The sequence below is a fragment of the Heliorestis convoluta genome, from assembly GCF_009649955.1.
Taxonomy (GTDB): Bacteria; Bacillota; Desulfitobacteriia; order Heliobacteriales; family Heliobacteriaceae; genus Heliorestis; species Heliorestis convoluta.
Genome location: NZ_CP045875.1, coordinates 437071 through 455868 on the forward strand (window position 1 = coordinate 437071; position 18798 = coordinate 455868).

Sequence of the window (18798 nt, forward strand, 5' to 3'; positions counted from 1 at the left end):
TTTTCTATCTTTTTAAGGCTGTAGCAGCTTCTGATAAGTGATCTAGTATCATGGGCAAATCAGGATCTTTGCCTCGCTGAGGCACTGTTTTTGCTTCTTCTTCATAGCGCATCGGCAAAGCTTGTAGTTGTTCAAGCCATTGCTGAGCTTGTTCATCTTGCCCTTGGGATCGCGCTGCCAGGGCTGCATCTAGGTAGCCTTCTGCGAGCGCTTTGTAGGGCGATTCGCCGCGATAGGGTTCTAAAACGTAGGTGGCTACCGATTGTTCCTTCAGAGCTTGCGCCGATAAAGGCGGGGCGCTCCAAGGGCGACGGCGCAAAGCTTCTTCTAGGGCTGCAATGCCTGCTTCGAGCTGTCCTGACGCAATCAGATGACGTCCCCAGGCAATGGCAACGGCTGGGTCGCCGCGGTGGAGGTTGTATGCTTTTTCCAAAAGATAAGCTTTGTCTGGATCTGTTTGTGCAGAAGCACCCTTCATAGAGGCTAAAGCAAGTGCGTAAGAAGCGGAATAAGGATTCCAGCGATAGGCTTGTGCCATAAGACGTTGTGCTTCTAGGGTCTCGTTGGCTTCTGCTGCTGCCTGGGCTTTTGTTGCATAGTTTTTGGCAATGACCAAGGCGCTAGAAGGCAAAAGTAGAGCAAAGGCAAGGATGAGCAAAAAGCCAGCGAGGGCCCGTTTTTTTCTTTTTATCCTTTTAGAAAGGTTTCGGGAAAAGGCGTTGGCTTGCTGCAAATGGCTCACTTCGCTGCGATAGAGACCATACATGGCACCGAAGAAAGCCCAGAGCCAGAAAGAAAAAGCAGCAAAAGATAAATCGTAGTCAAAAAAAGCATGAACAAGCAAGGCGGCAAAGGCCACGGCTACGGTCCAGGATAGGGCTGCAAGAGGAGGATGACGCCAGCGCAAATAGAGCAATTGATAGAAAAATAAGAGCCACAGCAGTACAAAAACGGTTAGACCCAGCAGTCCCACTTCTACAGCTACTTGCAAGAAATGATTGTGAACTTCGGTTGTGAAATAGGGAAAAGGGCGGTACTGGGGATATAGGGCTTGCCAAGCACCTCCCCCGGCACCTATCCAGGGATAATCATTCCACATAAAAAAGGCATCACGAGCAAAGTAAAGTCGATACTGAAAGCTCCGTTCATCGGCTGAAATGGTAGCAATTCTGGCTTGTACAGCTTCCGGCAGTATATTCAAAGGATTGATAGCCTGCTTGGTCCGATCCATCGTAGTGACCAAAATGCTTTCTTCTTCGGAAGGCGTTCGAACTTCAATGGCTATCATAGAGGCGCTGAGCAACAAGATAAGTAGAAAGCTCCTAGTAAGATTCCTTTTCGCCGCTTTAGAAAAAAGCGAAGCCATTTATATTGGCTTTCTACTTCTTTTTCTAGCTCATAGGCATGATCAACCATCCTTTTCCCCCGCCTGTAAAAACGGGCTTGCCGAAGATCGTTCCATCGTTCTTGCAAGATTTTCAAGGCAAGAGAGAGCATAGCGGCCCCTACAGCGGCCGCTCCAAGAATGGCCCAAAGCTGCCAAAAAGCCTGCGCGTTCGGTGCTAGTAAGGGCTCTAAGATGGCTATAGACAGCGGCAAAATTATTAAAAATCGTAGTATGGGCGCCCCTTTCATTCCTTGGGGCAGTCCAAGTAGAAAAAGCAAAAGAAAGGGCAGAAAGAGCGTCAGTACACCGCGAGAAAAAGTGGCAAAGAGGGCTACGAGTAAGACAACGGAACCGGCGGCGTACCCGGCAGCCCCTGCTCGCCCGGAAAAAGCACTGCCATAAAGGCCGAAAATCAAGGCCATCAGAAAGAAAATGGCGGCTGTGTTCGGGTATTCTAGGGTCGTACTTAAGCGCTCTGACACAACAGTCTGTGGCCAATAAAGATGACCCCAGTAGGCAGCAAGGCCTACAAGCGCTATTGTGACAGCGGCGACGAAAAAAAGCCATAACAAGTAATAAAGATCAGCCTGACGACGAACCATGGTTGCCACCATAATAAAGACAAGAAAGTACGATAGGTGTTCGAGAAAAGATAGCAAAGCAGCTTCTTGATGGGCTGCTGTTCCGATAGCAATAAAGTAGATCAGCGGTAACGATAAAGGGATAAGCAAAGGTATTTTTAGCAGTGAGACTATCCCTTGAGAATCAGCAAGGGTCTGTCCCCTTACAAGCCATAAAGGAAGCCAGAAGATACAAAGCAGAGCCAAAAGAATTTGCCATTGTAACAGGCTTTGTTCGAAAAAAAGTCCCCGAAGCCATAGAGGCACCAAGAGCAAAATGGCCATGCCAATTTGCCAGATCAGCCTTGTTCTCTCTTCTATCAAAGGAAACCATTCCCCTCACCCGACTTAACTCGATTCGATTCTTAATCGCTCGACATTTCTCTGTGATTTATCCCAATTCTACCGACTTTTCCACACTATTACAACCCCAACGGCTTTCTAAAAAATACAAAAAAAGCCTCCCCTTGGGTAGGGAAGGCTGCTTGTTGCTTTTTCTATTGCTTTGTTGGGATTGCTTTAACACAAAAAGCCCTTGAGCCTTCTGCTAGACTCTTTGATCAACAAATAAACCTGATTTGGAGTGTTTCGCTTTTTGTGCAATATCAACAGCTATGTCAGCAGGAAAGGTTGCAACTTCATGACCTGTTCCTTGCATACGAATCGAATATTGCATTCTATTGCCAACTTCATTCACAACAAAGTTAACACTATAATTTGTCTTGTGAAATATTTCCCGTAATTCTTGATAGACTTGATTCGTTGCTTCTTGGGCAATCACTTTGCGCTTGGGATTGGCAATATTGGCTGAATGCTCTAGTTTTAGCTGCGCAGGTGTTTTCCAGTCATCGGGGTCGTGTCGAGGCTGCGTCAAAATCGGTGGTAGCATCTTGGTATTATGTTGAATCTGCACAATCATCACCTCCAAAAATATCTATCTCTTTCCTACATTATACACTTTATTAACAACTTGTGGCTAAAAAAGTTTTTTGCGACATAGAAGAAGTGGGTAGCCGATGTAGCTCCTGTAGTTGCTCTTCAGAGGTACCAGGTCGTTTTTCTTTTTTCCTGTGAATTTTGTCCAAGGAAAGTAAATTTATTGCAGGATTTTAGCGGTTACCTAAAGAATAGTAGAACTATCTCACAGTAACACAGCGGAAAGGAGATTGGGTATGTTAAAGAAGATCTATAAGTCCCTAGTCCTCCTGCCAGCGTTGGCACTTGTTTTGGCTGGATGTGGTGCCCAGGGGGACCCACAAGGACAAGCTCCCGGTGAATCTTCCCAAGAGTATCAATTGCTGATGGCCACAGGAGGTACGGGGGGTACTTACTATCCTCTCGGTGGTGCTATGGCAGAGACTTGGAAAAAACATATCGAAGGCTTGAATGTAACAGTGCAGTCTACAGGTGCATCTGTTGAGAACTTGCGCCTTTTAGCAAGTGGAGAAACAGAGTTAGCCATGGCCATGAATGGACCTGCTGCGCAAGCGATTGCAGGTACGGGTGACTTTGAAGGTGCCCCCATTGATTTTGTAGCCGTTGGTGTTATCTACCCTGAAGTTATGCAAATCATTGCACCTGCTGATAGAGGCTTCGTTGATGTGGCTGACTTAAAAGGCAAGCGCGTTTCTATTGGTCCTCCCGGTAGTGGTACTGCTTCAGCGGCTCGTACGATTTTAGCTGCCTATGACATTGATCCCGATCAAGATATTACATTGTTTCAAGATAACTTTACCGATGCAGCTCGAAAGCTGAAAGATGGCATGTTAGATGCTGCTTTTGCCGTCTTGGCTGTACCTGCTTCTAACGTTGAAGAAATCACGACAGCAACGGATGTTACCATTGTAAATATTGATGGTGAAGGCCTAGAGAAGATTCTTGCTGATGATCCTACTTTCTCCCCCTATGAGATTCCCGGTGGTACTTACAAAGGACAAGATGGCGTTAGCAAGACCATTTCGCAGTGGGCTGTTCTTTATACGACCAAAGACTTGCCTGATGATCTCGTCTATGAAATGACCAAAGTAATGTATGAAAAAGCCTCGGAAACTGCGCTCGCTCATGCTCGAGGCGATCAGATTTTGTTGGAAACAGCTCTTTTAGGTATTGAGCCTGTGCCTCTTCATCCAGGTGCTGAGAGGTTCTACAAAGATGTAGGTTTGCTAGATTAATTCATAGTCTTTTTTGGTAGTGAGCACCCTTTTTGGGTGCTCATTGCATTCAAAATGAGGCTTATTATTTGCTAAAGGTTATAGCTATGATTATGAAAAAAGTTCTTTTTCGAGTCCTTTTTTTGATACCTTTTTTGGCTTTGCTTGTTGCTTTTTTTGTGGCTGTTATGAATTCTTCTGAAAAGTTGGCTTCTACAGAGCCCTCTTTTTTAGAGGAAGGGCTTTTTCAGGTCCGACTTTTTCGGTCTGGGGAAGTTATTTTTGAGCGTTTTTTGCCTTTTGATTCTCTGGTTACGTTACATTATATTCATTCAGTTACGAAGCGACCTGTAGAGGAGGATTATGGGGTCCGAGTCGATGGGCGAATTTGCTTGCTAGAGATGCGTTTTGATGACTTTGGTGCGAATTTGCCTGTGGGGCCTGAGGTGACTGCGACGGAGAGAACGATTTTTCTAGTGGAAGATGACCATTATAAGGTGATTTATCCGAATCGTTGTTTTGAGCGAGTGCCCTTGCGCATTGGTCAAGTAATTGCGGATCATCGTCTGCTTTTTGAAGATGGTCAGACCCTACGGCTCCTTGATCTGGCACCGGGTGGATCCTATGTGGAGTTCTATTTTCACCCTTTTCCTTCATATTAATATTGGTTGTAGAGAGGGGTGTAGCAATGGCAGTAGATGAACGGGGAAAGAATCGGAGTCCTGTGGATCATGCAAGCACCGTAGATAGTGCAGATAAGATAGAAGAAACCAAAAAAGCTGAAGAGATTTTGGAGAAGTATGATAGCGGCAGTGCTTTTCGAAAAAACATTCCTTTTTATTGGAAGTGGGTTATTGGCGGTGGCGCCAGTATTTTGAGTCTTTTTCATCTATATACGGCTATTTTTGGCACTTTGCCGAGCAATCAGCAGCGAGGATTTCATTTGGCCATTGCATTGGGTCTTGTTTTTTTGCTTTTTCCGGCCAATAAGAAAAATGAAGGTTTGGCGGAGGAATCTTCCCATACCTTTTGGGATGGCTTTATAGCTAGGATGAAAACGGTACCTGTAAGCAGTTGGGTACTTTTTGGGATCCTTCTTCTCTGTACAGGTTATGCTTATTGGAATGAATTGGTTCGTCCGACGACGGTGCTCGTAATGGCGGCGTTGCTTGTTCTTTTTCAAGTGGCTAAGTTGTATGGGCGTCGTTATCAGGGAATTCCTTTTCCCGATGTAATCTTGGCAATTCTAGGTCTTGGTGTAGGCCTTTATCATTTTTTTGAGTATCAAGGGATTATTGCTCGTGTGGGCATTTATAACGATCTTGATTTTATGGTGGCCGGTGCTGCTGTGTTGCTTGTTCTAGAAGCGGCGCGGCGTGTTGTTGGAATGCCTATTGTGGTGGTCGCTGCATTGTTGCTTTTGTATGCCCACTTAGGTGCTTATATTCCCGGCTACTTTTCTCATCGCGGCTTTAGTGTGGAGCGGATTATTTCTCATTCTTTTTTGAGTTTGGAAGGTATTTTGGGGATTCCGATTTCGATTTCTGCTACTTTTATTTATCTTTTTATTATGTTTGGCGTGATTTTGCAGAAGACGGGGTTGGAGAAGTTTTTTACGAACTTGGCGCTTTCTTTGACGGGTTGGATGACAGGTGGAACGGCCAAGGTGGGTGTTTTAACGAGCCTTTTTTCAGGGACGATTACAGGTAGTTCCGTGGCCAATACGGTGAGCAATGGCGCTTTTACAATTCCTATGATGAAGCGCTCCGGTTATAAGCCGGAGTTTGCAGCTGGTGTTGAATCGGCCTCTTCTACGGGGGGACAGATTATGCCTCCCATTATGGGTTCGGCTGCTTTTTTGATGATTGAGTTTACGGGGTTGGCGTATAGTGAAATTATTAAGGCTGCTTTGATTCCGGCTTTGCTTTTTTTTATGGGTCAGTTTATTTATGTGCATTATGAGTCAAAGCGGCTGGGGATTATGGGCGTGCCGCGCAGTGAGTTGCCCAATCTGAAAGATCTTTTGTTGCGCAAAGGCTATTTGTTGTTGCCGATTGTAGCGATTATTGTAATTCTTTCGATGGGCCAGTCGGCGATGAAAGCGGCTCTTTATGGAATTTATACGGCGCTGGCGATGAGTGTACTTGCGTTGATTTTGGCTTGGATTTTAGGGAAGCGCGATCAGTTGGATCATCCTTTTTCTTTTTCCATGCTTTGGGATATTCTTGTTACATCGGCTCGCACTGCTTTGCCTGTGATTATTGCTTGTGCGGCGGCAGGTATTATTGTGGGTGTGATTACGCTGACGGGCTTAGGCTTGCGCATTGCCGGTGGCATTCTTGAGCTGGCCATGAATCAGCTTTTGTTGACGCTCTTTTTCACGATGATTGCAAGTATTGTTCTGGGCATGGGTTTGCCCACGACTGCCAATTATGTGATTACGGCGACGATGGCGGCGCCTGCCCTTTTGGCTTTTGACAATGTACCGCTGGTAGCAGCCCATCTTTTTGTTTTCTACTTTGGAATTGTAGCCGATATTACGCCGCCGGTGGCTCTGGCTGCTTATGCCGGATCGGGGCTGGCCAATAGCAATCCTTTTAAGACGAGTATTCAAGCGGTGAAAATTGCGATTGGTGCTTTTTTGATTCCTTATATGTTTGTACTTTCGCCGCAGTTGTTGTTGGGCGAGGCGCCTCTGTATTTGGTCGCTTTTTCGGTGACAACGGCAACGCTGGGAATGTTTTGCATTGCTACGGCTCTGGTGGGTTATATTGAGAAGCCTTTGCATTGGAGTGAGCGTTTGCTGTTGACGTTGGCTGGTTTGAGCCTTGTGTATGCGCACTTGGTGACGGATATTTTGGGCGTGGCTATTTTCTTGGCGATTTATGTTCATCAGAAGATGAGCGGCCGTAAAGGTAAGAAAGATCAAGGAACAGATGTGCCGCCTGTAGGGGTGTAAGTGACACAGGTTCAATGGGACTGAGTAAGGATTTAGTGGGACTGGATGACGATTTAGTGACACTCGGTGACGATTTAGTAACACTCGGGAGCGGTTCTGGTGCCTTAGAAAATGACAAAAAAAGGACCCTTTCCTGCCCCCCTCCCTGTGTTATTACATACTTTTTTGGTGGCTGTAAAAGCTAAGGGTAGGTGTGCACTTGAGAGGAGGATGGCTTATGAGTCAGCGTCCTGTTATGTCTGTTCGGGCTGCCTTGGAGCGATCTGATAAGGAAGGATGATGGGTTGATGAATGATACGCTGAAGACGATTTTTAATAGACGGAGTGTTCGAACTTTTAAGCCGGAGCAGATTGAGAATCAGGCTTTAGATAGTATTGTTTCTGCTGGTCAGTATGCGCCGAGTGGCATGAACCATCAGCCTTGGCATTTTACGGTGGTGCAGAATCGGGAACTTTTGGCGGATATTAATACGCTTTGTAAGGCTGTTTATATGCAGTGGGACAATCCGGCTTTGCAGGAGCGAGTGAAGGCGGAGAATTTTAGTGCTTTTTATCATGCGCCTACGTTGATTGTTGTTTCTGGCGATGCTACTTCTTTGACGCCCCAGTTTGATTGTGCGCTGGCTTTGGGTACTATGTTTTTGGCGGCTGCTTCATTAGGAATTGGTTCTTGTTGGATTCATGCGTTACAGTCTTTTCATGATCTGGCAGAAGGGCCGGCTATGATGAAAAAGTTGCAGGTGCCGGAGGGGTATCGGATTTTTGGTTCTGGCGCTTTTGGTTATAGTGCCCAAGAGTTGCCTTTGCCGAAGCCTCGTAAGGAGGGGGCTGTGACGATTTTGCGGTAAAAAAAGAAGGACCTTGCGCGATTGAGGGCGCGAGGTCCTTCTTTTTGTCTATGGCTTAGACTGGCTTAGGCCATCATTTGTTTTTCGAGTTCTAGTGGTTCGATGTATTCGCCATTTTTATAGGCGCGCATGTTGCCGCCGGAGATTTCGTCGATGAGGACGATTTGGCCGTCTTCTACTCTGCCAAATTCGAATTTGATGTCGTAGAGGTCGATGTCTTTTTTGGCCAGTTCTTCTTTGACCACGTTGGCGATTTGTTGGGTTAGGTTTTTGAGGACTTTGTATTCTTCGTGGGAGAGGATGCCGAGCATGGCCAGACCGTCTTCGTTAATGGGGGGATCTTGGCGGGCATCGTCTTTAAGGGTTACTTCTACGAAAGCATCGAGGGGTTGGCCTTCTTCTGCGTAGCGACCGTAGCGGCGCAAGAAGCTGCCGACGGCGCGATAGCGGCAGATGACTTCGAGGCCTTGACCGAAGACGGTGGCTGGCTTTACGGTCATGGTGGCTTCTTCTATGTTGGCATCGATGTAATGAGTGGGGATGCCTTTTTCTTTAAGTACTTCAAAAAAGAATTTGGTTAGACGAAGTCCCGCTCGACCGGCGCCTTCGATGGTGAGTCCAACGGTGTTGGCACCAGGGTCAAAGACTCCGTTTTCGCCGGTTACGTCGTCTTTGAAGGTGAGCAGGTAGTTGCCGTCTTCGAGTTCGTAGACGTCTTTTGTTTTTCCGGTGTAGACTAGGTTCATGGGTTGTTTCGTTCCTTTCCTTTGAGGTTGTTTCGTTTGATCTATGCACTTTCATTATGCACTATTTTTTCTAATATCCCAACTGTATTTTTAGTGGAGCGTTGGTGGCCAGTGGCATGGGGATGTTTCGTTTGGCAGCTGTGCCCTAGAGGGGTACGACTTGCTAGTACGAAAATAGTCCATTGTTACTTTGTGGTGGGGTCAGGCGTTATGAATTCCTTCCGAACGGACTCATCCCACGCCATGAGCGGCAGCATAGCTGCCGATGGCTGAGGTCTGAAGTCCTCTCTCCAGGAAGTCATAACGCCTGACCCAGATACATCTTGCTGGTTGTGACTGCGTTTTGGCCTATTGCAAATACAATAGCCAGTTGCGTATACATAGCAAGCAAATAGTTACGCAAAGCAATGCCAACGGGAGTAACAATCAGCAAAAACTCTCTAGGACTGGGCATCACGCTTTCCGCAGCGGGACTTGGGACCTCAGCTGTCGCCAGCTTGCTGGCGGTAACAGCGTGGGACCAGTCCAGAGCGGAGGAAAGCGTGATGACCAGGCCCCTGCACAAAGTAACCCCAACGTAATCAGGAAAAGCTGATTTTCATCAAATGGTTGTGCCCAACCGGGCATGGGGGGTTAACACGAATATAGCTACCTTGTGGTGGGGTCAGGCCTTCAAATCCTATATCGTTTCTTTACATATCTTCGACTTTTATTACATATCTCCTTGCAATTAAGACAGATGTCAATAGAAAAAAGCAGTCCCTTTTCAGGGACCGCTTGTAGCAGAAGAGCGATGCATTTTTTTTCGATAGTGATGAACAAGAAAGGCAAATAGAATCATGGCTAGCGTAACGACAATGAGACGGGCTCCATTTTCTGTAATACTATATATATCGTGACCCATAAGGCCGTCGAAGAGAACCATTGGTATTTTTCCAAGGGCTGTCGCTGCCATAAATGCCCAAAAGGAAGCTCCGCTAAAAGCTGCGGCCATGTTGATGACACCAGAAGGTACAAAAGGAGCGAGCCGTAAGAGTAAAATACTCATGAAGGCGTTCTTACTGATCCATTGGTCAAAGCGGTTTAGCTGCTTATGCTTGCTGAGCCAAAGGACAACGAAAGATCGGCCATAGTAGCGAAAGAAGGAAAAAGCGAGCGCCGCTCCTACCAGTTCGCCTATCCAGGCCAACAGCAAGCCTGTGGTCCAGCCAAAGACATGAACAAAAGCACCGATAAGAAACAAACTCGGAACGACACTGATAAAGTTCTGTACTGTAGCGAGAAACAGTGCGATCGCCCAAGCTTTCCAGCCTAAAGACTGCAGATAGGCAGAAAGTGCCTGTATATCCGTCGTAAACGTATGAAGTAAAAAACTTCTACCCCACTCTGTTTGCCAGAGAACTAAGAAAGCCAAGAGCAACACAGCAAGCACGAAAAGCTTTCTAAGTGGCATTGAAGGGCCTCCTTTATTTAGGCACAATCATAAAATTGACGCTTGGGTTCTGTTCTTTTGCCCAATTGTAAGACCATTCATTGCGGAAAAGGATAACAGGTCGATCTTTAATATCTCGAACTAGCATGGCACTATCAATACCCTTAATATTTGTCTTTAAGGCTTCGTCATTGATCCAGCGCGCCACACTATAGCCAAGATGATTCAGCTCAATATCAACACCATACTCATTTTTCAAGCGATATTCCAAAACTTCAAACTGCAATAACCCAACAGCGCCAACTATATAAGACTCAATGGCCATTTCTGGTTGACGAAAGACCTGCACAGCCCCTTCTTGTGTTAACTGGGTCATGCCTTTGTTAAATTGCTTTCGCTTCATCGTGTCTTTTGCTTGTACTCGTGCAAATAACTCCGGTGGAAAAACAGGAAAGTCTTCGAACTGAAAAGACAGTCCATCGCCACAGAGGCTGTCCCCAATGCCAAAAACACCGGGATCAAAAAGCCCTACAATATCTCCAGGATAAGCTTCTTCAATAATCGTTCGTTCTTGGGCCATAAATTGCGTAGGCTGAGAAAGCTTGATCGTTTTTCCTGTCGTGATGTGTTTTACAGCCATGCCTTTAGAAAATTTTCCGGAACAGATCCGCATAAAGGCGATGCGATCACGATGGGTCGGATTCATATTCGCTTGAATCTTAAAGACAAAAGCAGAAAAGCGTTCATCATCGGGGGCCACGGCGCTGTCTACACCTTTTCGGGCCAGTGGCGGTGGTGCCAACTGTAAAAATTCTTCGAGAAAAGGACGAACGCCAAAGTTGCTGATAGCGCTGCCAAAAAACATCGGTGTCAGTTCACCAGCCGCTACTTTTTCTTCATCAAATTCATCACCGGCTAGATCAAGCAATTCAATATCTTCTTGTAAAGCCTGGTAGACTTCTTCACCAAGCAATTCTGCAAAAGCAGGATCATCAACAGAACCGACAGTAGAAGGAATCACTTTCTGACCATGAGCGCCCTCTGTATCAAAAAGTTCGATTTGCGCCAACTTACGGTTATAGACACCGAGATAGTTGCCTTCAATCCCAACGGGCCAGTTCATGGGGTAGGCACGAATGCCTAAGACATTTTCGATCTCTTCCATCAATTCAAAGGGATTTTTCCCGAAGCGATCGAGCTTGTTGACAAAAGTAAAAATAGGAATCCCTCGTTGCTTACAGACCCGAAAAAGCTTTTTCGTCTGATCTTCCACGCCTTTGGCCACATCAATGACCATAACAGCGCTGTCTGTAGCCATTAATGTCCGGTAGGTATCTTCACTAAAATCCTGGTGACCTGGCGTGTCAAGAATATTGACACGATAGCCATCGTAGTCAAATTGAAGCACACTGGAGGTTACAGAGATACCCCTCTGCTTTTCAATCTCCATCCAGTCTGAGAGGGCATGCTTTTGAGATTTTCTAGCTTTTACTGAACCAGCTAGGCGAATGGCGCCGCCGTAAAGCAGTAGCTTTTCTGTAAGTGTTGTTTTACCTGCGTCTGGGTGAGAGATGATAGCGAAAGTACGACGACGATTCACTTCTGTGGAGAGCGTTGAAGCAGTTGTCATTCTATTTCCTCCAGGCTAAAATCAAAAATCATATCTTATTAGTATACATCTTATTCAGAATGAGAAAAAGAGATAGAACTGCTTTTTCCGTTGCTATATCTTGATGTTGTTAGATGGTACTTGGAAACAAGAGGATTTCTTCGTTTTCTTCTAAACCTTCTAAGACTTGTACGACTTCTTCGCCAAGGACGCCCAAGCGAATCTCTCTTCTCTCTATCACCCCATCTTGTAGAGCGTACACATAAGTCCCTTCCACAGTCGATAGAAGAGAGGTACGTGGTATTAACAAGCTTTCTTCACTGATCCAAGAAAAAGTAACATCGATAGGAAACCCTTCTAGCCAACTCTCAGGCTTTTCTTGTAACTCAATATAGACTGGTACCCGTCGTTGTTCCAGCCCAAGGGGAGAAAGCTTTGCTTCAGCTCTTGTCCCGATGTTTTTTACAATGCCTGAAATAGCAAGGTCTGTCCCACGATGACTCAGCAGAACTTCCTGTCCTTTTTGAACTTTATTGATTTCTTCGTGAAAGACAGGCACTTCTACTTCAAAAAGGCCTTGCCCGATAAGTTGTAGCAAAGGGCGAGAAGGATCAATCATTTTTCCTGGATGCACTTCCATTCCTAAGATAGTGCCTGCAAAAGGTGCTCTTACCTCTAGGGTAGATAGATCGCGATACAAACCTTGTTTTTCTTCTTCTAAAGCACGAAGGCGGCGGCTCCAATCGCCTTGATCTCGCAATACTTCCGCTTGCGTGAGCCGCGCTTGGGCCTGCGTAAGGCGGCTTTGTTCCATTTCCCATTCCTGCTCTATTTTTTCCAGTTCCACAGGTGCCTTAGCCCCTGCTTCAACAAGTTGATAAATCCGCTCTCGATCCGCTTCAATTTCTGTCAGGCGAAGCTGGCGCTGTCCGATTTCTTCTTGTTCAATGGTCACTTGCCAGTAAGCCCCTTCTCGATTCATTTCTTGCTGAATTCCTTCTATTTGTGCTTCTATCTGTGCCAATCGCTCTTGCAAAGGTCTACCGTCTAAGCGCAGCAAAAGTTCTCCGGCTTGGACTTTGTCTCCGCTTTTCTTGTAGACTTCCAATACTTTGGTCGTTACCGGCCCATACAGGACCGTATCCTCTTGTGCCACCAGATAACCTTTTTCTTTCCAATTCAATTCTATGCTATCATAGCGAACTTTAGCAAAAGCGTACTCTTCACCTGTCCTTGTCTGCCAATTAAAGAACAGAAGAAGCAATATCAACAAAGGAACCAGCCCGTAGAGCCATTTTTTCCACTTCACAATGACTATCCCTCCCGATCCTTAAATACTTCAACCATATTAAAGTCTACCAGTTTCCGATAGAGCAGCCCATGAGCCACTAGAGCAAAAATCATTGCAGCCACCGTTGACCACAGAAAAATTTCTGCCGAGTAATAGAGGGGTACTTCATAAAAATCTGTGGCAACAGAACGCAGGAGAGCGCCGACTAGCGCTGTGCTAAGAGGAATACCCAGGGCGATGGCACCCATAACTAAGAGGCCATTTTCTCCTGCCACCATGGTAACCATCTGCCTTTTCGAAAAACCAAGAACTTTTAAGGTAGCCAGTTCATTTCTTCGTTCTTCAAGATTGAGTGATGTCACAGCATAAAGACTTGTAACACCAGCTATCATCGAGAAAATCAGAATTACCATGGAGGTATAGATCATCGTTTCTAGTAATTCCGCTACATTGTCACGCATGCGGATTTGGCTGTGGTAGACGCTGATGCCTTTTGCTTCTTCTAACTTCTCCTCTAAGGACGAAAGCAAAAGAGGCTCAGCTTGAAGTAAGATGGAGGTAGCCACATCGCGCTCCCCCAAGAGCGTACTTGCTCTTTGCCGTGGTAAAAAAGCATTATAACCAATATATTGAGGCACAATTTTGCTTACAACCCAGATCTCTTCCCATGGCTCAGTCAATAAAAATTCAACGGTTAGACTATCACCAACAGTTACATGAAGCTGGTTCGCCAAGCGCTCTGACAAAGTCAACCCTGTTGTTGGCAAGGTTTGCTCTCTGCCTTCTTTATCAATGAGGCGATAGAGTCGTCCCTCTTCTTCGAGGCCTAGTAAGGAAGTCTCTTCTGTCCCATGATTGCTTTGTAAACGCAAGGGAATGTTAAGCTGGGCTTCACCGGCTCTAACTTCCGACCAAGCTTCTATTTCTCGAATCACATCGTAAGCCGGCATGGGTTGATTCAAAAAGATCTGATAATCATAGGGCTGGCTTTCCAAGTAGTACTCTTCCATCATGTAGTTGGCAGACTCTTCTAAGACTTGTGCTGTCACAAGTAAGACAAAAGCAAAAAGAAAACCGGTAAAAGTCAATAAAGAGCGACCAGGGTTGCGCAGTAAATTCCGTAGCACAAGCTTGCCGGTAAAAGGCAAGACTGACCAAAAAGGCAACTTGTGCAAAGGCCAAGCTTGCCCACTTTGAGGCGCTTCTGCTCGCATCGCTTCTGCAGGTTCGAGGCGCAACAAAGACTTCGCCCCTTGATATCCTGCTAACAGGCCACCAAAAGCGGCTAACATAAAAGCTACAAAAGCTCGCGTCCAGTCAAAACCGATATAAACATCAGGCAAGCGAAAATAGGTAATTAAGTATTCTGTTAAAAACATAGCTACGATCGAACCAAAAAGAAGACCAAAAAGCCATCCAACGAAGGCTACGCCGAAAGCCCAGGTCATGTAATGCAAAAGTATCTGTCGACTCTGATAGCCAAAAGCCAATAAGGTGCCAATCTGCTTTCTCTGGCTTTTGACCAATCGGCGCAACAAGTTGTACAACATAAAACCAGATAGAAGTAAAAATACAACAGCCACTGACGTAGCCATCAATTCTAAACTTTCAATTTCTTGCATCAAAATGGCATGGCTAATTTGTTTGTCTCGATCATAGATGGTAAGAAGTCCGTAAGGTTTAAGTTCTTCTTTTAACCGTTCTTTTAGTACTTCTAGGGAAGCATCGCTATCACTGCGAAAAATGATTTCATTAAAAAGGCCCGCCATATTAAAAAGCTCTTGGGACTGCTCATGAGAAAGATAGGCTATGCCAAAAGTCTCCGGATCAGGCGCCATTTCTGTGCCATCTCGCAAGGTAATGACATATTCGGCACTAATGGCTAGACCTGTCACCTCCATCGATATCAACCGGCCCTCTACAATCAGTTCGATAAAGTCACCCATTTGCAACTGGTTTGCTTCTGCAAAAGCCGGATCGAGCACAAGACCGGTTCCTGCTCGATCATGATTGCTATCTCCTACCGGGCGAATTCGATTTACCGTACCTCGGCGATCTTCTGGTATCGAGATAAGCCGTAAGGTTTTACCTTCTTGTAATGATACATCTCGAACAATTCTTCCTTCCATCGCTGCAAGTCCCGGCAAAGATCGCAAGTAGTCCAGATCGGTTTCTGGAATTTGCCGTACTTGTGTAAAAAGATGAGCAAAGGCCAAGTCTTCGTAATAGGATTCTTTGGCTTCGTAGAGGTTGCGACTGGTCGAGAAAAAGGCAATAAAAACCATAACACCAACAGCCATGACAAGAGCAGCTGAGAACAAGGTTCCTTTACGGCTTTGTATTTCACGCCAGAGCTTGCGCCAGAGAATCACCAGGTCACCTCCTCGGCCGCACAAGGCTGTGCGTTGACCCTGTTTTCTACGATACGTCCACTGCCCATCACAAGAACGCGGTGGGCCATTTTCGCAATGGCACCGTTGTGAGTAATAATAAAGACTGTTTTTCCCTGTTCTTGGTTGATCTTTTGCAGAAAATCAAGCACTTTACGACCTATGACCAAATCCAGAGCACCTGTAGGCTCATCACAAAGTAATACATCAGGATTTTTTGCAGCCGCTCGAGCAATAGCCACACGCTGTTGCTCTCCACCGGACAATTGCGCTGGAAAGTGATGGGCTCGTTCCGCCAAGCCAACTCTCTCTAAGACTTCATCAATGGGCAGTGGCTCTTTCACCAGAGAAGCACCCATCTCAACATTTTCCCACACCGTCAAGGCTGGCAAAAGATTGTAAAACTGAAAGATAAATCCGACAGAATCTCTTCGATAAAGCGTCAACTCTTTTTCCGAAAATAAAGCAAGATCTTTTCCTCTATAATAACAATGGCCTGAAGTAGCTTGATCGAGGCCTCCGAGTACGTTCAAGAGCGTACTTTTTCCCGAACCAGAAGGCCCGAGAATAACCACCAGTTCACCCGATGGAATATCAAAAGTTGCATCTACAAGCGCCGGAACAGTAACTTCCCCCATTTGATAGAGTCTGCTTAGTTGCGTAGCACGAAAGATAGGAGCCATTGGAATCACCTACTTTCCGAACAAAAGAAATGTCGTTGCATAATCTTATAGATTACAACATGGTACTTTTATGCTTACAATAATTATCAATGTTGTGCAAGTTTTTTTCAACACTTTTTCATTACCATTAAAAAAGGATTCGTTTAGATTGAAATAGAAAGAATATAATTACAAAAAGTTTCTCAACGATCCCGATAGGTAAAAGGAGGTAAGGCGATTATGTTGATTACCAATACAGAGACCATTGCGGGTCGCGAAATTGTAGAATCACTAGGGCTGGTTAAAGGTAACAGCATTCGAGCCCGGCATATTGGTAGCGATATTGTCTCAGGGTTGCGTCAACTTGTAGGCGGCGAAATGAAAGAGTATGGAAAAATGCTACAAGAAGCGCGAAGCCTGGCTATGGATGCTATGATTGAGGAAGCGGAAAAACTTGGCGCTGATGCTGTTGTTAACGTACGTTTTTCTACTTCTTCCATTATGCAAGGCGCCGCTGAAGTACTTGTCTTCGGTACCGCTGTAAAGCTCGGCAAGTAAGCAAGTACGTCAAAAAAGCACTCCTCCTATGTCAGTGGGAAGAGTGCTTTGCTTTATTCTTTTTCTTTACTTTTCTAACACGAAAATAGTTACCTTGTGGTGGGGTCAGGCGTTATGACTTCCTTCCGAACGGACTCATCCCACGCCATGAGCGGCAGCAAGCTGCCGATGGCTGAGGTCTGAAGTCCTCTCTCCAGGAAGTCATAACGCCTGACCCAGATACATCTTGCTAGTTGTGACTGACTTTTGGCCTATTGCAAATGCAAATACAATAGGCAATTGCGTATACATCGCAGAAAGTTGCACAATGCAATGTCAACGGAAAGTAACAATCAGTAAAAAGCCCTCTGGGCCTGGGCATCACGCTTTCCGCAGCGGGACTTGGGACCTCAGCTGTCGCCAGCTTGCTGGCGGTAACAGCGTGGGACCAGTCCAGAGCGGAGGAAAGCGTGATGACCTGGCCCCTCTCCGAAGTAACCCCAACGTAATCAGGAAAAGTTGATTTTCATCAAGTGGTTGTGCCCAACCGGGGGCATGGAGGGGTTAATAAGGAATTGGCTTGCGAAAAGACTTGTGCCCAAGAGATCAATTTATAGTCATAGGCCAAGTAAAAGGCGCTAAGGTAAAAAGACAAGCCAAAAGGTGACAAAGCGAATGGCCAAAGCCAAAGCTAAACTTGCTTCCAAAGGTATATGAAAAGCGACTTAACAAAAGCATCATAGCACCTTCGAAGGTACCAAGGCCACCGGGTGTCAAAGGAACCATGGCTACCATATAAGATAGAAAAGTGACGACAGCAATGACAAGAAAAGAGATTGGCACTTCCATGGACAGGACGACGATATAGGCTTTGACAGCAAATAGTACCCATATCAGTATAGAAAGAATGCTGTGCCCGATCCAGGTTATAGGGGGCCCTTTAACGTTTTGCGAAGCTTGACGAAATTGCTCCACACCGTTACTGATTTTTTCTTCCCAGCGATCGGAGAGCGGCACTTTGTAGAGCAAGGGAATTATCTTCTGAGAAGCAAGCAATAGAGCCATCAAAACAAAGACAACCGTAAAAAGAAAAAGAAAACTTCCCACAAAGAGGGTTCCTTGGGGACCGCTTATTTTTTCGTTTGCCAGCAGCCAGCCTAGAGATGCTGCACTAAGCAGTAAAAAAGGAATGACACTAATTACTTTTTGTATTGTAAGCAAAGCAATGGCTCTAGAGGCACTACATTGCATTCGTGTGCATAATAGCCAAACTTTTGCTCCTTCTCCGCCTGCTTTCATGGCTGGTGTTACCGATTCGACAAAAGAACCTACCAGGTTCAAGTGGACCATATCTCGATAAGATACCTTTTCGCCCATTCTTCTTGCTAATAGATACCATTGTAGTGCAATCATCGCCATGGTTACAATCTGTAAAAAGATAGCCAGATATAGCAAAGAGCGCTCTAGAGCTATTATTGTTGCCCATAAATCAGCGATAGGTACCCACCAAAACAGGCTCACGAGAATAGCCAGAGCCACGATATACAGCCACATTTTTTTCAAGGTTCTCTCTCCCTTTTTGTAAAAGGACTGTTCCTTTTAAAGTGGCGCTTTTTTGTTCTATCAATGTACAGGCTGAGCAATAAGGATTTTTTTCTTGCTCGAACAAAGATTTAAAGCTGCTAATATCAGGACAGCGTAACAGAACACGAGTCCCCTCTTTTGCTTTACGCCATATATTTTTTAGAATCAAATCATGGGGCTTGGCTTGCAAAGCCACATGAACGACACTGTATGAAGAAGTATCAATCGTTTGGCCCTGGGCGCAAAAAATCTTGACTTGATTCGACAAGTTCAATTTATGCACAAACTTTCTAGCACTATAGACGGCTCCTAGATCGCTATCAATGACATGGACTATTGCACCGGTTCGCTTTGCAATTTCCAGTGCTGTACAAGGCAAAGGTCCTCCGCCAATACAGAGAACTGTGTCTTTCTCTGTAATGCTTCCTAGAACAATTTCTCGACCTACAATCTCTTCATAGTATCGCTTCTGAAGACGAAATAGACCTGGTGAGTATAGCGCTATCTTTTCTAGTAAGGGTGTGAGCATGCTAATAATTCTCATTTTCATCAGGGTTTGTGACGCCTCCCTTCTGATAGGGTG

At 45.5% G+C, this 18798-nt stretch carries 16 protein-coding genes; 5 read left to right on the plus strand and 11 right to left on the minus strand.

What is annotated here, in order from left to right; translation table 11 throughout:
• Window positions 1–4: 4 nt before the first annotated feature.
• From FTV88_RS01945 to FTV88_RS01955, 3 genes are all read right to left on the minus strand, one after another.
• Complete coding sequence (locus FTV88_RS01945; RefSeq protein ID WP_162007857.1) at window positions 5–1306, minus strand: O-antigen ligase family protein; 1302 nt, start codon at window positions 1304–1306, stop codon at window positions 5–7.
• Window positions 1285–2331, minus strand: coding sequence for a hypothetical protein (locus tag FTV88_RS01950; RefSeq protein WP_153724149.1), 1047 nt, complete (start codon window positions 2329–2331; stop codon window positions 1285–1287). The genes FTV88_RS01945 and FTV88_RS01950 overlap by 22 nt, the downstream gene beginning before the upstream one ends.
• A 223-nt stretch (window positions 2332–2554) precedes the next feature.
• A complete protein-coding gene (locus FTV88_RS01955) occupies window positions 2555–2920 on the minus strand; it encodes a flagellar protein FlaG (RefSeq protein ID WP_162007858.1) in 366 nt (121 codons plus the stop codon).
• Between the two features lie 259 nt (window positions 2921–3179).
• On the opposite strand from FTV88_RS01955, the gene FTV88_RS01960 reads away from it, so the two are divergent.
• From FTV88_RS01960 to FTV88_RS01975, 4 genes are all read left to right on the plus strand, one after another.
• The gene (locus FTV88_RS01960; protein ID WP_153724151.1) at window positions 3180–4178 is read left to right on the plus strand and encodes a TAXI family TRAP transporter solute-binding subunit; all 999 of its coding nucleotides are present in this window, start codon (window positions 3180–3182) and stop codon (window positions 4176–4178) included.
• Window positions 4179–4246: 68 nt separating this feature from the next.
• A complete protein-coding gene (locus FTV88_RS01965; RefSeq protein WP_153724152.1) occupies window positions 4247–4819 on the plus strand; it encodes a DUF1850 domain-containing protein in 573 nt (190 codons plus the stop codon).
• Window positions 4820–4845: 26 nt separating this feature from the next.
• On the plus strand, window positions 4846–7116 hold the full coding sequence (locus FTV88_RS01970; RefSeq protein ID WP_153724153.1) for a TRAP transporter permease: 2271 nt from the start codon (window positions 4846–4848) through the stop codon (window positions 7114–7116).
• 287 nt (window positions 7117–7403) lie between these two features.
• Entirely contained in the window at window positions 7404–7964 is a 561-nt protein-coding gene (locus FTV88_RS01975) for a nitroreductase (RefSeq protein WP_153724154.1), read from the plus strand.
• Between the two features lie 65 nt (window positions 7965–8029).
• Here FTV88_RS01975 and FTV88_RS01980 read toward each other — a convergent pair whose 3' ends face one another.
• The 6 genes from FTV88_RS01980 to FTV88_RS02005 all read right to left on the minus strand — a co-directional run bounded on the left by FTV88_RS01980 (window position 8030) and on the right by FTV88_RS02005 (window position 16115).
• Complete coding sequence (locus tag FTV88_RS01980) at window positions 8030–8710, minus strand: phosphoribosylaminoimidazolesuccinocarboxamide synthase (protein WP_153724155.1); 681 nt, start codon at window positions 8708–8710, stop codon at window positions 8030–8032.
• Between the two features lie 766 nt (window positions 8711–9476).
• Window positions 9477–10163 carry a TVP38/TMEM64 family protein gene (locus tag FTV88_RS01985; protein WP_153724156.1) on the minus strand — a complete coding sequence of 229 codons (687 nt, stop codon included), beginning with the start codon at window positions 10161–10163 and terminating at the stop codon, window positions 9477–9479.
• A gap of 13 nt (window positions 10164–10176) precedes the next feature.
• Complete coding sequence (locus tag FTV88_RS01990; RefSeq protein ID WP_153724157.1) at window positions 10177–11772, minus strand: peptide chain release factor 3; 1596 nt, start codon at window positions 11770–11772, stop codon at window positions 10177–10179.
• 109 nt (window positions 11773–11881) lie between these two features.
• On the minus strand, window positions 11882–13060 hold the full coding sequence (locus FTV88_RS01995) for an efflux RND transporter periplasmic adaptor subunit (RefSeq protein WP_153724158.1): 1179 nt from the start codon (window positions 13058–13060) through the stop codon (window positions 11882–11884).
• 5 nt (window positions 13061–13065) lie between these two features.
• Window positions 13066–15414 (minus strand): ABC transporter permease, encoded by a 2349-nt coding sequence (locus tag FTV88_RS02000; RefSeq protein WP_153724159.1) that lies wholly within the window; start codon window positions 15412–15414, stop codon window positions 13066–13068.
• Window positions 15411–16115 carry an ABC transporter ATP-binding protein gene (locus FTV88_RS02005; RefSeq protein WP_153724160.1) on the minus strand — a complete coding sequence of 235 codons (705 nt, stop codon included), beginning with the start codon at window positions 16113–16115 and terminating at the stop codon, window positions 15411–15413. The genes FTV88_RS02000 and FTV88_RS02005 overlap by 4 nt, the downstream gene beginning before the upstream one ends.
• Before the next feature lie 219 nt (window positions 16116–16334).
• Here FTV88_RS02005 and FTV88_RS02010 point away from each other — a divergent pair, with 219 nt between their 5' ends.
• Window positions 16335–16652, plus strand: coding sequence for a YbjQ family protein (locus FTV88_RS02010; RefSeq protein WP_153724161.1), 318 nt, complete (start codon window positions 16335–16337; stop codon window positions 16650–16652).
• Between the two features lie 585 nt (window positions 16653–17237).
• On the opposite strand, the gene FTV88_RS02015 is transcribed toward FTV88_RS02010, so the two are convergent.
• Together FTV88_RS02015 and FTV88_RS02020 are read right to left on the minus strand one after the other, a co-directional pair.
• A complete protein-coding gene (locus FTV88_RS02015) occupies window positions 17238–18185 on the minus strand; it encodes a lysylphosphatidylglycerol synthase transmembrane domain-containing protein (protein ID WP_243137433.1) in 948 nt (315 codons plus the stop codon).
• Entirely contained in the window at window positions 18121–18765 is a 645-nt protein-coding gene (locus FTV88_RS02020) for a class I SAM-dependent methyltransferase (RefSeq protein WP_153724163.1), read from the minus strand. Before FTV88_RS02020 ends, FTV88_RS02015 begins: the two co-directional genes overlap by 65 nt.
• Window positions 18766–18798 lie beyond the last annotated feature (33 nt).

Excerpts from the sequence above, each read along its gene's own strand:
- FTV88_RS01960 (WP_153724151.1), top strand. The coding sequence starts at position 3,180 with ATGTTAAAGAAGATCTATAAGTCCCTAGTCCTCCTGCCAGCGTTGGCA.
- FTV88_RS01970 (WP_153724153.1), top strand. The coding sequence starts at position 4,846 with ATGGCAGTAGATGAACGGGGAAAGAATCGGAGTCCTGTGGATCATGCA.
- FTV88_RS01975 (WP_153724154.1), top strand. The coding sequence starts at position 7,404 with ATGAATGATACGCTGAAGACGATTTTTAATAGACGGAGTGTTCGAACT.
- FTV88_RS01980 (WP_153724155.1), bottom strand. The coding sequence starts at position 8,710 with ATGAACCTAGTCTACACCGGAAAAACAAAAGACGTCTACGAACTCGAA.
- FTV88_RS01985 (WP_153724156.1), bottom strand. The coding sequence starts at position 10,163 with ATGCCACTTAGAAAGCTTTTCGTGCTTGCTGTGTTGCTCTTGGCTTTC.
- FTV88_RS01990 (WP_153724157.1), bottom strand. The coding sequence starts at position 11,772 with ATGACAACTGCTTCAACGCTCTCCACAGAAGTGAATCGTCGTCGTACT.
- FTV88_RS02005 (WP_153724160.1), bottom strand. The coding sequence starts at position 16,115 with ATGGCTCCTATCTTTCGTGCTACGCAACTAAGCAGACTCTATCAAATG.
- FTV88_RS02010 (WP_153724161.1), top strand. The coding sequence starts at position 16,335 with ATGTTGATTACCAATACAGAGACCATTGCGGGTCGCGAAATTGTAGAA.
- FTV88_RS02015 (WP_243137433.1), bottom strand. The coding sequence starts at position 18,185 with ATGTGGCTGTATATCGTGGCTCTGGCTATTCTCGTGAGCCTGTTTTGG.
- FTV88_RS02020 (WP_153724163.1), bottom strand. The coding sequence starts at position 18,765 with ATGAAAATGAGAATTATTAGCATGCTCACACCCTTACTAGAAAAGATA.